Annotated in this window: 12 protein-coding genes; 9 read left to right on the top strand and 3 right to left on the bottom strand. The window is 39.2% G+C overall.

Translation table 11 applies throughout. The annotated features are described in order from the left end of the window. Positions 1-20: 20 nt before the first annotated feature. Positions 21-677 carry a Crp/Fnr family transcriptional regulator gene (locus tag I6E72_RS12605; RefSeq protein ID WP_002962665.1) on the bottom strand — a complete coding sequence of 219 codons (657 nt, stop codon included), beginning with the start codon at positions 675-677 and terminating at the stop codon, positions 21-23. 288 nt (positions 678-965) lie between these two features. On the opposite strand from I6E72_RS12605, the gene I6E72_RS12600 reads away from it, so the two are divergent. Then, the gene (locus I6E72_RS12600; RefSeq protein ID WP_002962663.1) at positions 966-1,202 is read left to right on the top strand and encodes a YgjV family protein; all 237 of its coding nucleotides are present in this window, start codon (positions 966-968) and stop codon (positions 1,200-1,202) included. Between the two features lie 519 nt (positions 1,203-1,721). On the opposite strand, the gene rdgC is transcribed toward I6E72_RS12600, so the two are convergent. Both rdgC and I6E72_RS12590 read right to left on the bottom strand, forming a co-directional pair. Then, on the bottom strand, positions 1,722-2,639 hold the full coding sequence (rdgC, locus tag I6E72_RS12595; RefSeq protein ID WP_007587156.1) for a recombination-associated protein RdgC: 918 nt from the start codon (positions 2,637-2,639) through the stop codon (positions 1,722-1,724). 378 nt (positions 2,640-3,017) lie between these two features. After that, complete coding sequence (locus I6E72_RS12590; RefSeq protein ID WP_010554589.1) at positions 3,018-4,787, bottom strand: sensor histidine kinase; 1,770 nt, start codon at positions 4,785-4,787, stop codon at positions 3,018-3,020. A 366-nt stretch (positions 4,788-5,153) separates the two neighbouring features. On the opposite strand from I6E72_RS12590, the gene I6E72_RS12585 reads away from it, so the two are divergent. The 8 genes from I6E72_RS12585 to I6E72_RS12550 all read left to right on the top strand — a co-directional run bounded on the left by I6E72_RS12585 (position 5,154) and on the right by I6E72_RS12550 (position 14,722). Beyond that, the gene (locus tag I6E72_RS12585; RefSeq protein WP_024589756.1) at positions 5,154-5,522 is read left to right on the top strand and encodes a response regulator; all 369 of its coding nucleotides are present in this window, start codon (positions 5,154-5,156) and stop codon (positions 5,520-5,522) included. Positions 5,523-5,750: 228 nt separating this feature from the next. Further along, entirely contained in the window at positions 5,751-8,168 is a 2,418-nt protein-coding gene (gene thrA, locus I6E72_RS12580; protein WP_197112500.1) for a bifunctional aspartate kinase/homoserine dehydrogenase I, read from the top strand. A 9-nt stretch (positions 8,169-8,177) separates the two neighbouring features. Beyond that, on the top strand, positions 8,178-9,113 hold the full coding sequence (thrB, locus tag I6E72_RS12575; protein ID WP_197112498.1) for a homoserine kinase: 936 nt from the start codon (positions 8,178-8,180) through the stop codon (positions 9,111-9,113). 11 nt (positions 9,114-9,124) lie between these two features. Continuing rightward, positions 9,125-10,408: a threonine synthase gene (gene thrC, locus I6E72_RS12570; RefSeq protein ID WP_197112496.1), complete on the top strand. Its 1,284-nt coding sequence runs from the start codon at positions 9,125-9,127 to the stop codon at positions 10,406-10,408. A gap of 268 nt (positions 10,409-10,676) precedes the next feature. Beyond that, a complete protein-coding gene (gene glyA / locus I6E72_RS12565; protein WP_197112494.1) occupies positions 10,677-11,933 on the top strand; it encodes a serine hydroxymethyltransferase in 1,257 nt (418 codons plus the stop codon). Positions 11,934-12,301: 368 nt separating this feature from the next. Beyond that, positions 12,302-12,751: a transcriptional regulator NrdR gene (gene nrdR / locus I6E72_RS12560; RefSeq protein ID WP_002961761.1), complete on the top strand. Its 450-nt coding sequence runs from the start codon at positions 12,302-12,304 to the stop codon at positions 12,749-12,751. A 166-nt stretch (positions 12,752-12,917) separates the two neighbouring features. After that, positions 12,918-14,042, top strand: a complete 1,125-nt coding sequence (gene ribD / locus I6E72_RS12555) for a bifunctional diaminohydroxyphosphoribosylaminopyrimidine deaminase/5-amino-6-(5-phosphoribosylamino)uracil reductase RibD (protein WP_197112492.1) — start codon at positions 12,918-12,920, stop codon at positions 14,040-14,042. 26 nt (positions 14,043-14,068) lie between these two features. Beyond that, positions 14,069-14,722: a riboflavin synthase gene (locus I6E72_RS12550; protein ID WP_007587137.1), complete on the top strand. Its 654-nt coding sequence runs from the start codon at positions 14,069-14,071 to the stop codon at positions 14,720-14,722. The last annotated feature ends 5 nt before the right edge of the window (positions 14,723-14,727 follow it).

Here is a 14,727-nt window from a genome sequence, read left to right as displayed (position 1 = left end):
CGTTAAGGCCTTTTTTTATTTTAAAGCTGAGCAAAGCTATCTACGTATTCACTTAGTTTTGGTATATCGACTGCTTGCAAGCCATCGTTACTTCTAAGTACCAAGCCTTTTTCTACGAGTTCTGTAACAACACGTCTGTAAGCTCGCTCAGTGGTAGCAAAACGTTCGGCTTCAGCATTTACAGTTGGGTAGGCTCTAAGTAGCGTAGGGTTGTTGTTCTCGGCCCTTAGTAAGCAATCTTTAGCTATGTTATAGCTAAGTGGTAGTAATAACTTATCTAAATTGATTTTTTGGTTTTCCTGAAACTTAGCCGCAATAGTTTGTGCTGTGTATAAGCTTAGTTCTGGTTTTTCAAGCAGTAGAGCACGCCAATGCCTTAATTCAATAAGGTTATAAGTGACATCGCTAAAGCACGTTACCGTATATATACACGGATTATTATTTAGCGCTTCTATTTCACCAATAAGGGTGTTGTTACAATCCAATTGTCCTAACAGCAGGCGTCGTCCATTACCTACGTCGTAACTAAACGACACAGTGCCACTGCGTACAAGCACAAGCTTGCTTAAAGGCTGATCTTGATGGATCAGAACTTCTTTTTTTGATTGTTGATAGCTGCTACCGGCAAAGGTTAAAAGCTGATCAACAAGGTAACTAGAAAAATGGTATTGAAACATCAATGTGCTCTTCGGACATTTGTCCTATTTATTACATCTTAATGACGATAGCATTAAGACACTAAGAATTTACGCTAACTTGCTACTAATATTATTAGCTTTGCTAAGAGTATTATTTTACCTTCATTTCCCGTGTAATGATTTAAGAATTTGCTGGTATTTTCCGGCAAACTTTTTCAGGTTTTTTAAGCAGGTTAGCTTTTTTATTTTGTTGTAACTTTGCAATACTTACAAGTGCCATAAGATAGCAGTACATGTAATGCTAACCTAAAGGCTAGGAGAGAACAATTGAGTTGGGAATATTTAGGTTATATTGCATCAGCTTTATTGGTTGCATCGTTAACAATGACAGATGTAGTAAAACTACGTTGGTACAACATGTTTGGTTGTATTGTATTTACTGCTTACGGTGTTGCCATTGGCGCAGTGCCTGTTATTTTTACCAACGGCTTATTGTCGCTTGTAAATTTATACCACATTATAAAAATATATCGCCAACCTAAAGTTGAAGACGCTAAAAGCTAAAATAAGTTATCTGCACAAAGTAAGTTAATGGTTTTAATTAAAATCAAAAACTTCAGCTTTTGTGCAGTCCAGCTTGAAGCGTATATAGATAATCTCATATCACTCTACATAACTTACCTCTGAACCATGCTGTAATCTCCTACTTAAAAGATGATTACCTTAGGTTTTAATACGTCGATCGTTAGCTAATACCAACCTGCATAAATCTTTGATCAATTTAACGAATTAAATTGCACTATAACGTCGTTAAAAATTTTTTATTTAGAACAACTAGATACAAAAATTTTTGCCTAGTTCTAGCGTAATTTTCTCAACGTTAAATAGACCCCGTATATAAGCAGATTGGTATAAACTCTGTTCGCGGTTAATAAATATATAAATAAGTGCTTCTAAATTTCATAAAAAAATCCGATAGCAGTAAACTGCTATCGGATTTTTATCTGTTATACCAACCTACTTACATATGCTATTTAATTCGTTAAATTGCTTAAATATTTATGCAGGTAGGCACTATGGTATTTACGCTTTTTCTAAATCTTCAACGTCACCTAAACCTGCAGTTAGCTCTTCAAGTAATTGCTTTATTTCTTCAGAAGCTAAAATAAAGTCAGCATCAAGTTTTAAAGCCATATCTTCTTTAGGAATATCTGCGTTTTCTTCTTTTAGAGTTTCAGAGTAGCTTAAACGTTTGATAGAGCCATCGTTTTGCAGCATAAACTTAAGACGCTCTTGCCAATCAAGTGCAAGTTTAGTTACGCGTTTACCACTTTCTAAATGCGATTTAACTTCATCACACGATAGATCATGACCTTTAAGCTTTACTTGTGCGCCGCTGTCGTCTGCTTCTTCAAGTTCAGCGTCTGAGCCAATAGCAAAACCTTCTGGTGTACTAAAGTTAGTTAACCAATCAGTTAAAAATACATCTAGGTCGTAGTTAGCAAACGCAGGTACAACCGGAAGCGTTCCTAACGATTTACGAAGTAGTGCTAGTAGCTCTTCTGCTTTATTAAAGCTGCCACTATTTACAACAACCCAACCGTTTTCTTGGTCGATAAAGGCAAATTGTAAGCTCGACTTTTTAAATGCTTGAGGTAGAAGAGTATGAAGAATGTTTTCTTTTAATTCGTCTTTTTCTTTCTTTTTAACTGGGCGGTTTTCTTCAGCTTCTATCAGATCAACTTTCTCAGCAACTAGTTCATTAATAACAGAAGCAGGGAGTACTTTTTCTTCGCGTTTAGCGCAAACTAGAATACTTTTTTGAGAAAAATGCGATAGCGTATCGCCATGTTTTCCAAACGCTTTTGTCCAACCAAATGTTGCAAGCTCTTGACCAGTACATGGGCGAAATAAATCTTGCTCTAATGCTTTATCAAAGTCTTCTTGAGTATATGAAACGTCTTGCTTAAAGCGGTAACAAATAAGGTTACTAAACCACATAGGGGAATTGATCCATTTGAAAAATTTGTACAATCATAGCAATAAAAACAGCATCTCGAAATGACTGATTTGTTACTAGGGCGTGTTGAACTTTATGGATTGAAATTTGTTCAATCTAGGGGCGATTAAATCGCGGCGCGAGATTTGTAACCTAGTGGAATAAGTAAAAACCGAGCAACAAAGAGTTAATCGCCCCTAGATCGAGCTCAAAGGGCAGCGCATGTTTGGTATTTATGCTGCGTTGTCGCCTATTTATGGGGAATAACCACACTACATAGGCTCTGTCTTGCCTAAAAACCAAACACATTGCTGTAAATTCAACCACCAAAGAACAACACGCCCTAATAATTTAATGCATATACTTTTATTTATTCATATTTATTCATATTTATCAAAAATAGGCAGTGGCTTAGCCATGTTCTTCGGAAATTGAATATAGTAACGCAGACCTTTGCCCGGTTCACTCGTTGCATCAATAGAGCCACTAAGGGTTTGCTTGACCAAATTAAGCATTATATGGGTGCCTAATCCGCTACCGCCTTCATCGCGTTTGGTAGTAAAAAATGGGTCAAATAATTTTTTTAATTGCTCGTTGGTAACACCGTTACCGTCATCTTTGTAATCAATAGTTAAGTTAGTGTCATCAGCGCTTATTTTAATATCCATTACACCGTTGCTTTTACCTTCAAAGCCATGAATAAGTGAGTTCATAATTAGGTTAGTAAAAATTTGGCTTATAGCCCCTGCAGGTAGATTTAAAACTAAATCATCAGGACATTCTAATTTTATAGTATGGGATGTCTTTTTTAGTTTTGGGTGCAGTGAGCGTATTACTTCGTTAGTGTAATCTTTAAAGTTAATGGTTCTTACTGCTTCACTGGCTTGATCGACCGCTATTTGTTTAAAGCTAGCTATAAGCTCCGAAGCTCTATCTAAGTTAGTGGTTAGTAAGCTTGTGCTTTGTTTTGCTTCGTTAATGAATTCTTCTAGTGCTTTTGGCGAAAGTGTTTTTTCGGTATAAGCATTTTCGAGTTTATTTAAGCGTTCTTGTAAAAATGATATTGCCGTTACACCTATCCCAATAGGGGTATTTATATCGTGTGTAATACCTGCCACAAGTCCGCCTAGCGCAGCCATTTTTTCTGTGCCTAGTAAACGTTCCTGTGCAAGGCTTAACTCTTCTATATAGCGCTGAGATTCAGTTTGCTTTGTAATTAACTCTTGCTCTGTGCTGCGGCGTAAGTCTACTTCTTCGGTGAGGACAATTTTTTGCTTTTCGAGTTCGTATTTTTGCTGCTGTAAATCCATCATTGCTTGGCTTAAGTTGGATGTTTTACGGGCTACGTCTTGTTCAAGTTGTATGTTGTGTTGATCAAGCTTTTCGTTACTTATAATGAGTTCTTTTTGGGTGTGTTCAAGCTCTTTTCTATACTGAACCACTTTATCTATTAGTTTGTTAAATGACTGCTCCATCACTTTTAGTTCATTATGTTCTTCTGTTTCTATTTCTATATGTTGACCTTCTAGCTCGTCTAGTTCTAAATTTTCTAGTTGCTCAGTGAGTTCTGCTAAAGGGTCTGTAAGAAGTTTTCTAAATGCCATTAAAAATAAGATGATCAAAAAGGTGGTTTTAATCATCGCATTACCAATCAAAAAGTAGATTGATACCATAATGCGGCTAAAAACAACTTCTCGACTTGAGAATAAGGTAACGTCACCAACTTGAGTAGCACGACCTGAAAATTCAAAAATAAGTGGAAAGGTATAACCAAATAAACCCGATTTTGCGTCTTCTAAAATAACCTCTTCTTGTACTAACTGTTGGTTATATAGCTTGTGTATATCAAGAGATCGCCCTAGCTGTGAAATAATTTCGCCGCTGTCGTCTCGAACAATAATCCCTTCAATCATGGGAATGGCGAGTAAACCTTCTGCTGTTGTAATTGTTTGCTTGGTATTAAGCTCCCAAATTGCACGTGTTAAGCTGCGACTAAAGGTTTTTTGTAAGGTACTAAGTTCATCGCGAATATAGTCTTTAGTATTGACGTATTCAGCAAGCACTTGTCCACAGGTCACTACAAAGGTAAGCAAAAAATAGACGGATAAAACGCTAGTCAGCAGCTTCTTAGAAAGACTTTTTTGTAACATGAGTGACTTGTTCATCCTTTATTATTTTTGTAACGTTACGATAGTAATTTAAAAGTTAGTCAATAAACCTCTAAAAATAAATAAAAAAGTTAAAATTTAATAAGATAAATCCAAAAAGTGAGCGTGTAGTATCAAAGTATTTAAACCAAGGTATAAATTAATAAATTCGTTATCTGTTATGTATTGTAGGCTTAATTAGTATTTGCTTTGGTTAATTATATCTTAAACGGATTTATTCTATATTTATCATTGTATTAAATTATTAATGCGCTGAGTGCTTGGAGGCGTGTTAAAGTGTCTAAAATGCAATGGAAGGCATTAGTTTAATAACCTTTTAATAACTTTGATGGTTGTGTAGTAGTAAACATGATGAAATTTTCGATATTAGTCTGTGACGATTCTGCAGTTGCCCGTAAACAAGTCGTGCGGTGTTTAAATGAATGTATAGACGCTCAAATACAACAAGCTACAAATGGAGCGCACGCTCTAGAACTTTTACGAGCACAAAGCTTTGATTTATTGTGCTTAGATCTCACCATGCCCGAAGTTGATGGTATACAAGTACTCGAGACTATAAAAATAGAAAAAATAGAGTGCTTTGTTTTAGTTATTTCTGCCGATATACAAGAGAAAATGAAGCAACGAGTCGCACAACTTGGCGCAATAGACTTTATCGATAAACCTATCAATAAATCTAACTTAAACGAAATATTGCATAAATTTGGCATTCATTAGGTTTTTTCATGTTAAAAAAGGCTGTTTTATCTTTTAATTTAGGGTTGACAGCATAGCCTTTGTTAAGGCAGTCTTAACATATGAAAACAATTAATCGCGTACTGACCATTATTATTACAACCATCATTCTTACTGGATAGTGGCATAGGTCGGTGCAACAAATTTAAAGGCCTGTGTTCACTTAGAACACAGGCCTTTTTTCGTTTTATGGGATGAGGAACATAAACAATGCGAGTTTTAAAATTTGGTGGGTCTTCGCTTGCCGACTATGCATGCTTACAACAGGTAGCTCAGCTAGTTAAAGCACAATTAAAAGATGAAATGCTTTTGGTACTTTCTGCTCCAGGTGGAATGACCGATTCGCTAGTTGCACTTGCAAGTGCTGCAGAACAAGGCTCTGACTTTTCGCAGCAATGGCAAGCATTAGTTAGCCGCTGTGAAGGTTTGAAAGCTGACGTTGAAAAAAGTGGTGTAGTAGTTACAAGTTGGCCAAACTTAAGGGAACTTAAAAATAAACTAGATGGCGTATCACTTATACAATGTTGCCCTGATCAAGTTCGCGCATTTGTAATTAGCTTTGGAGAGCGCGTTAGTGTTTCTTTAATGCAGGCTTTATTGAATTCGCACGATGCAAGATACTTAGAAGCAACAAGCTGTATCGCTTCAACTGGCGGTTATATCGACGCCGAGGCTGATTTAGTAACAAGTAAAGCGCGCTTTCAAGCTGTGCTTAAAGAAAGTCCTGCAACTATCTATATCATGCCTGGTTTTACAGCGAGTAATGACAAAGGTGAGCTTACAACGCTTGGCCGTAATGGCTCAGATTACTCAGCAGCCATTGCTGCGGCTTGTTTAGAAGCTGAGATTTGCCAAATTTGGACTGACGTTGATGGTGTATACAGTGCTGATCCTCGTTATATTAAAAAAGCGACTAAAGTAGATTTTTTATCTTATAAAGAAGCGATGGAGCTTTCTTATTTTGGTGCAAAAGTACTTCACCCTAAAACAATTTTACCGTGTGCTAAAGCAGGCGTGCCGTGCGAAATTAAAAATACGCATAACCCAGACGCACAAGGCTCATTAATTGGTAACGATTATTCATCAGATGAGCCAGTAAAAGCGCTTTCGAGCCTACAAGACCTTGCAATGCTAACTGTCTCAGGGCCAGGCATGAAAGGCAAAGTAGGTATGGCGTCTAAGGTATTTAACGCGCTTGCTCACGATAACGTATCAATTGTATTGATCACGCAGTCATCATGCGAATTCAGCATTAGCTTTTGTGTACACGAAACAGACCTAGCACTTGCACTTGATGCGCTACAAACTGCATTTGAACTTGAATTACAAGCAGGGCTTATTGAGCCTGTACAAGTGCAGCGCAATTTAGCCATTGTTACTTTAGTGGGCGATAACATGCGCGCGCACCGTGGCTTAGCGGCTAAGTTTTTTGCATCGCTTGCACAAGCGCAAGTAAATATAGTGGCAATTGCACAGGATTCTACAGAAAGTGCTATTTCAGCAGTAATTGATGGCGAACTTTGTAACGACGCCGTAAAAATATGCCATGAAAACTTTTTCACGCATGTGCCGTCAATTGATGTGTTTTTACTAGGTTGTGGCTTAGTAGGGCAAGAGCTTATTAATCAGCTTGAACGTCAACAAGCGTGGCTTGAAAAGCGTAATATTAAACTCAACTTGTATGGTGTTGCTAACTCTCGCCAATTACACCTTGATAGTGAAGGTATTGCTTTTGGTGATTGGCAGCAAAAATTGGCCTCATCTGAGCAGGCGTTTGATTTAAAACTAGTAGAGCAGTTTGTTAAGCAAAATCATTTAGTAAACCCTGTGCTTGTTGATTGTACGTCGTCGGATGCACTTGCTGCGCAGTATGTAGACTTTTTAAATGCAGGTTTTCATGTGGTTGCTGCCAATAAAAAAGCAACAACAAGCTCATACACGTATTACCAAGATTTAATTGCAGCAACACAAAAAAATAATCGTAAATTTTTATACGAAACAAACGTTGGTGCAGGCTTACCAGTAATCGACAACTTACAGTCATTATTTGGTGCCGGTGATGAGTTATTAGAGTTTAGCGGTATTTTATCAGGTTCACTTTCGTATATGTTTGGCGCACTTCAAGATGGTTTATCACTTTCTGAGGCAACAATTAAAGCCAAAGAAAGTGGCTTTACTGAGCCAGATCCTCGTGATGATTTATCGGGTACCGATGTAGCACGTAAGTTATTGATCATCGCTCGCGAAGCCGGTATGAAATTAGAGCTAAGCGATATTGAAGTTGAGTCAGTATTACCACAAGGTTTTGCACAAGGTGATAGTGTTGATGAGTTTATGGCAAAACTACCAAGCCTAGATGCTGATTTTAACGAGCGTATCAAAAGCGCTGCGAGCGAGGGTAGGGTACTTCGCTATGTAGGCACAATTAAAGAAGGCCACTGTAAAGTAGGTGTTGAAGCAGTAGATGCAAAGCATGCGCTTAGTGTCATTCGCGATGGCGAAAACGCACTGGCTATTTTAAGCCAATACTACCAGCCACGTCCGTTTGTAATTCGTGGTTATGGCGCTGGTTCTGAAGTAACAGCCGCGGGTGTATTTGCTGATATTTTAAAAACGCTATCGCGCTAGGAGTTCGTTATGATTGAAGTATATGCTCCGGCGTCTATTGGTAATTTTGCAGTGGGTTTTGACGCCCTTGGCGCAGCGCTTGCGCCAATTGATGGCCGTTTGTTCGGTGATGTAGCCGTTGTAAGCGCAGCACCAAGCGATGAGTTTATTTGCACAGGCGAGTACGCTCACAAGTTACCCAGTGATGCTAATGAAAATTTAGCGTACCAGTGCTTAGTGCATTTTAGAGCGCATGTTGCGCCTAATATGCCAAGCGTAAAGCTCGAGCTTAAAAAGAACTTACCAATTGGCTCAGGGCTTGGCTCTAGTGCGTGTTCGGTAGTGGCTACCTTTGCTGCTCTTGATAAGTTTGCACAGACTCATTTAAGCCAGGTTGAGCTAATTGAGCTTATGGCTGACTTTGAAGCTGTGGTAAGCGGCGGTCGTCATTACGACAACATTACGCCATGTTATTTAGGTGGTTTGCAGCTAACAGGTGATTTAATTCCTGATAAATCGATTGCACTGCCGGTTGATGAAAACTGGTATTACGTTGCTGCATTTCCTGGTTTTTCGCTAAATACCGCAAAAGCGCGTTCTGTTTTACCAAAAGAGTTGAGCATGCATGCAAGTGTTGAGTTTGCTCAGCGTTTGTCGGCATTTAGTAGCTTACTGTTAACTAGCCGTTTTGACGATGCGCTAAGCATAATGAAAGATGAAATAGCAGAACCTTACCGCGCACCGCTTATAAAAGGTTTTAGTGAAGCCAAAGCAAGCTTGCCAGCACTGGGCGCTGAAATAGTCAGTATTTCGGGCGCAGGACCAACCTTATTTAGTGTGTGTAAAACACTTGAAGCTGCACAGCAATGCGCGCAGTGGTTAGAAACCAATTACATTAACGAGCAAGGCTTTTGCCACATTTGTAAATTAGATAACGACGGCACGCGTCAATTAACAGTTTTATAGGATAGTTAGTCATGCAATTACATAATTTAAAAGATAGCTCACAAAAAGTGTCGTTCGTTGAAGCCGTAAAAACAGGTTTGGGTCGTAACCAAGGTGTATTTTTCCCAGAATCACTGGCCCCACTGTCCGATGTTGATGCATTGCTTGATATGGACTTTGTTACGCGCAGCGGCAAAATATTATCGCACCTAATTGGTGATGAGCTACCAAGCGATACTGTGGCACAAATGGTTAAAAATGCATTTAACTTTCCAGTTAAGCTGGTGGAAGTTGAAGAGAACACATACTGTTTAGAACTGTTTCATGGTCCTACACTTGCGTTTAAAGACTTTGGTGGTCGCTTTATGGCAGAGTGTTTAACGCAGTTTAACAAAGACGAGAAAGTAACTATTTTAACAGCAACATCTGGCGATACCGGTGCAGCCGTAGCACATGCTTTTTATAATAAACCAAATATCGACGTAGTAATTTTATACCCTAAAGGCAAAATTTCACTTGCTCAGCAAAAGCTATTTACTACGCTAGGTAACAATATTCATTGTTATGCAGTTGAGGGCAGCTTTGATGATTGCCAAGAGCTAGTTAAAAATGCCTTTTTAGATGAAGAAGTTAAATCAACACTTGGGCTTAACTCAGCTAATTCAATTAATATTAGCCGTTTAGTTGCTCAGGTTTGTTACTACTTTGAAGCGATTGCACTGCTACCAAAAGAAAAACGGGCAACAGCACATATATCAGTACCTAGTGGTAACTTTGGTAATGTGTGCGCCGCAATGATTGGTGCGGTTATTGGTTTACCTGTAGGTAAATTAAGCGCAACAACAAATCAAAATGATACTGTGCCGCGCTTTATGCTTGATAAAAACTGGACGCCAAACGCAACGCTTGAGTCGCTTTCAAATGCGATGGATGTAAGTAAGCCAAACAATTGGCCGCGTGTACAAACAATGTTAGATAATAACTGGTTTAGCTACGATAATTTTTATTCAACAAGCGTAAACGAGCAAGACACGCAAGCCGTGATGAAAAAAATTCAACAAACGGGCTATGTTGCAGAACCTCATACTGCTATTGCTTACCAAGGTCTTGTTGAAAATCGTGCGCCGGGTACTGCGGGTATCTTTTTAGCGACAGCTCATCCTGCTAAGTTTAAAGAAAGCGTAGAGGGTATTCTAAATATTGAATTAGGTATGCCAAAACCACTTGCTGATGCACTAGCAAAACCATGCCTAGCAAGCGATATGAACGCCGATTACGACGCGTTACGTACCGAAATGCTCGCTAAATTAGGCTAAGTTAAATTAAAAGGAAAAGCGGCTTGAGCCGCTTTTTTATAACTTTATACGGATGAATACACTTAGTTATATTTACTAATTAAATGTAGTAAATATAATTCATTTAAAATTATTATGGCTTTATAAAAAAATATCATCTTAAAAGAGCTGTGAAATAGTTTCAATCCCTGTTTAAATATCCTCAACTTAAGAGCGTAGGCAAAGAGTCGTTTAAAGCGTACAATAAAGCCTCTAAAAAACACCATACACGTTGCCCTAGGAGACCCCAATGTTAGAACGTAGCATGAATATTTCGGATTTTGATCCAGAGTTATTTGACGCGATAACCAAAGAAACTGCTCGCCAAGAAGAGCATATCGAGCTAATCGCTTCAGAAAACTACTGTAGCCCACGCGTACTAGAAGCGCAGGGTTCACAGCTTACAAACAAATACGCAGAAGGTTACCCAGGCAAACGTTATTATGGCGGTTGTGAGCATGTAGATGTTGTTGAGCAATTAGCAATTGACCGTGCTAACGAATTATTTGGTTCTGACTACGCAAACGTACAGCCACATGCTGGTTCGCAAGCTAATGCAGCTGTTTTTCTAGCATTATTAGACGCTGGCGATACTGTACTAGGTATGAGCTTAGCTCATGGTGGTCACTTAACTCACGGTTCTCACGTAAGCTTCTCTGGTAAGCTTTACAATGCAATCCAATACGGACTAGATGAAGCAACTGGCGAAATTGATTACGCACAAGTTGAAGCACTAGCACTTGAGCACAAACCAAAAATGATTATTGGTGGTTTTTCAGCGTACTCAGGTATTGTTGATTGGGCTAAATTCCGTGAAATTGCTGACAAAATCGATGCTTATCTGTTTGTTGACATGGCTCACGTTGCGGGTTTAATTGCGGCAGGCGTTTACCCAAGCCCTGTTCCTCATGCACACGTTGTAACTACAACTACGCATAAAACACTTGCAGGCCCTCGTGGTGGTTTGATTATTTCTGCATGTGGCGACGAAGCAATCTACAAAAAGCTTAACAGCGCTGTTTTCCCTGGTGGCCAAGGCGGTCCTTTATGTCATGTTATTGCAGCAAAAGCAGTGGCATTTAAAGAAGCACTTCAACCAGAGTTTAAAGTATACCAAACACAAGTTGTTAAAAACGCAAAAGCAATGGTTGCTGTAATGCAAGAGCGCGGCTACAAAATCGTTTCTGACAAAACTGAAAACCACTTATTTTTACTTGATTTAATCGATAAAGATATCACTGGTAAAGATGCAGACGCAGCCCTAGGCAACGCTAACATCACAGTTAATAAAAACTCAGTACCGAACGATCCACGCTCACCATTTGTAACATCTGGTTTGCGTATTGGTTCTCCTGCAATTACTCGCCGTGGTTTTACTGAAGTAGAATCAAAAGAGCTTGCTGGCTGGATTTGTGACGTACTAGATAACATCACTGATGAATCTGTACAGGCGCAAGTTAAAGAAAAAGTAAAAGCAATTTGTGCAAAGTTACCTGTTTACGCTTAATTGCATAAGCGGCAGTAATTTAGAGCACATAAGCTAGGGGCCTGTTTATCTTTCGAGGTTTAATTTGCAGTAGTATGTTTGGCTTTTAAGCAAGGCAGAGTCTATGTAGTGTGGTTACTCCACACAAATAGGCGATAACGCAGCATAAATGCCAAACATGCACTGCCCTCGGGTTCGTTCTAGGGGCGATTTACTCTTTGTTGCTCGATTTTTACTTAGCCCACTAGGTTACAAATCTCGAGCCGCGATTAAATCACCCCTAGATAGAACAAATTTAATCCTGAAAGGTCAACAGGCCCTATTTTTTTGCTAAGATAAAAGACCGCTATTTAGCGGTCTTTTTTGTTTTAAAACGGAAGTACCGAGTTATGCATTGTCCATTTTGTACCGCAAAAGATACTAAAGTTATTGACTCACGCCTTGTTGGCGGAGGCCATCAAGTTCGCAGGCGTCGTGAGTGTAACGACTGCCACGAGCGCTTTACTACATTTGAAGGCGCTGAATTGGTTATGCCTCGTGTTATTAAACAAGACGGCAGCCGCGAACCATTTAACGAAGATAAATTATTAAATGGCTTAAATCGCGCACTCGAAAAACGCCCAGTGAGCACAGAGCAAGTAGACGAAGTAGTGAATATAATAAAATCGCAACTACGCGCAACGGGTGAGCGAGAAATTTCAAGCCATTTGGTGGGTGAATGCATTATGGAAGCCCTCAAAAAGCTCGATAAAGTAGCGTACGTAAGATTTGCCTCTGTTTATCGCTCGTTTGAAGATATACGCGAATTTGGCGAAGAAATTGCCCGCTTAGGGGAGTAATACCAATTTTATTAAAAACATGATCATTCTATCGCATTAAATAGCGCACTCACTGCGTTAAAAATTATTCATATAGAACAACTATATGTCATAATTTTCGCCTTGTTATTGCGCTATTTTCTTAGCGCTATAATAGACCACTTATTTAACGCAATTGGTATAATAAATGCTTAACCAAGTTCCTTTTACAGAACATGATGAAATGTATATGGCACGCGCCATAGAGCTTGCCAAAAAAGGCCGGTTTACTACCACGCCTAACCCTAATGTTGGCTGTGTATTAGTTAAAAATAATCAAATAATTGGTGAGGGTTTTCATCAATTAGCAGGCCAAGGCCATGCTGAAGTAAATGCACTGGCAATAGCTGGTAATAGTGCACAAGGTGCAACGGCTTATGTAACGCTTGAACCGTGTAGTCATTATGGGCGTACGCCACCGTGTGCTGAAGGCTTAAAAAAGGCGGGCGTTGTAAAAGTAATTGCCGCTATGGTTGATACAAACCCACAAGTTGCAGGCAAAGGCCTTAAAATACTGAGCGATGCCGGTATTGAAGTTGCTTATGGATTACTTGAATCACAAGCTCGCGCACTTAACGTTGGCTTTTTTAAGCGAATGGAACAAGGCTTACCTTATGTGACCTGTAAAATGGCAGCAAGCATAGATGGTAAAACAGCGCTTAAAAATGGGCAAAGTAAGTGGATCACAAGTCCCGCTGCTCGCCAAGACGTACAATTATACCGAGCGCAAAGCTGCGCTATTTTAACCGGTGCCGATACCGTGTTAGTAGACGATGCTAAACTTAATGTGCGACTAAGCGAGTTGCCTTGCACGCTACCTACCGATTTACCGCTTCGCCAGCCCGTGCGTGTTATAATTGATTCACAGAATCGTTTAACGCCCAACCTTGCTTTATTTAAAATCCAAAGTGATGTAATAATATTTACGATTAAGGTTGATAAATCACTGCAATGGCCACATTTTGTAAAGCATATTGAAGTAAGTGAAAGTAACGGCAAAGTTGATTTACAGGCTGTTTTAGAAAAGCTTGGGCAACTGCAGTTTAATAATGTTTGGCTTGAGAGCGGAGCAACACTTGCTGGTAAAATGACAGAGCTTGATTTAGTTGACGAGTTTGTTTTTTATTTGGCGCCTAAATTAATGGGCCATGATGCAAAAAGTTTAGTTAATTTTCCTGAATTGACGAGTATGCAAAACACCGTTGATTTAACATTTAATGAATGTGCGCGCATTGGTGACGATTTACGTATCACCGCGTTAAAAACTCATTAAAATCACTTAATAAAAAGAGTAGCGCTATGTTTACTGGGATAATAGAAGCCACAGGCAAAATTGCTTTATTACAAAAAAAACAAGGCGACTTAGCCATTCGTATCCAAAGTGCTGACCTTGATATGGAAGACGTAAAGCTAGGCGACAGCATTGCAACCAATGGCGTTTGCTTAACCGTAGTTGATAAACATATTGACGGTTTTAGTGCTGATTTATCTAACGAGACGATTGGTTTAACCGGTTTTGCTCACTATGCTTTAGGGCAAACGGTGAATCTTGAAAAAGCCATGCAACCTGTTTCGCGTTTAGGCGGTCATTTAGTATCTGGCCATGTTGATGGCATAGCAACTATTACAAGCATTACAGCAAACGCTCGAGCAACAGAATATTGGCTTACAACCGAAGAAAATTTAATGAAATACATCCCGTACAAAGGTTCGGTATGTATTGATGGTATAAGCCTTACAGTAAACGCTGTAGAAGGTAATAAATTCAAATTAACAATTGTCCCACATACGAGTGAGCAAACCACAATTGCTCACTTTAAAGTAGGCACTCAAGTTAATTTAGAAGTCGATCAAATTGCACGTTATTTAGAGCGCCTTATAAAAGGTGCAGAGCAACCAACGGGCTCTGATATTTCGATGAGCTTACTCGCTAAAGCGGGTTTTATTAAATAACGAAA

Source organism: Pseudoalteromonas sp. NSLLW24 (genome assembly GCF_015864725.1).
Classification (GTDB): domain Bacteria; phylum Pseudomonadota; class Gammaproteobacteria; order Enterobacterales; family Alteromonadaceae; genus Pseudoalteromonas; species Pseudoalteromonas arctica.
This window is presented reverse-complemented; position numbering and strand designations above follow the sequence as displayed.

Bases quoted from the DNA above. Each gene is read 5' to 3' on its own strand.
- I6E72_RS12605 (WP_002962665.1), bottom strand. From the start codon at position 677: ATGTTTCAATACCATTTTTCTAGTTACCTTGTTGATCAGCTTTTAACC.
- rdgC (WP_007587156.1), bottom strand. From the start codon at position 2,639: ATGTGGTTTAGTAACCTTATTTGTTACCGCTTTAAGCAAGACGTTTCA.
- I6E72_RS12590 (WP_010554589.1), bottom strand. From the start codon at position 4,787: ATGTTACAAAAAAGTCTTTCTAAGAAGCTGCTGACTAGCGTTTTATCC.
- I6E72_RS12585 (WP_024589756.1), top strand. From the start codon at position 5,154: ATGATGAAATTTTCGATATTAGTCTGTGACGATTCTGCAGTTGCCCGT.
- thrA (WP_197112500.1), top strand. From the start codon at position 5,751: ATGCGAGTTTTAAAATTTGGTGGGTCTTCGCTTGCCGACTATGCATGC.
- thrB (WP_197112498.1), top strand. From the start codon at position 8,178: ATGATTGAAGTATATGCTCCGGCGTCTATTGGTAATTTTGCAGTGGGT.
- thrC (WP_197112496.1), top strand. From the start codon at position 9,125: ATGCAATTACATAATTTAAAAGATAGCTCACAAAAAGTGTCGTTCGTT.
- glyA (WP_197112494.1), top strand. From the start codon at position 10,677: ATGTTAGAACGTAGCATGAATATTTCGGATTTTGATCCAGAGTTATTT.
- nrdR (WP_002961761.1), top strand. From the start codon at position 12,302: ATGCATTGTCCATTTTGTACCGCAAAAGATACTAAAGTTATTGACTCA.
- ribD (WP_197112492.1), top strand. From the start codon at position 12,918: ATGCTTAACCAAGTTCCTTTTACAGAACATGATGAAATGTATATGGCA.
- I6E72_RS12550 (WP_007587137.1), top strand. From the start codon at position 14,069: ATGTTTACTGGGATAATAGAAGCCACAGGCAAAATTGCTTTATTACAA.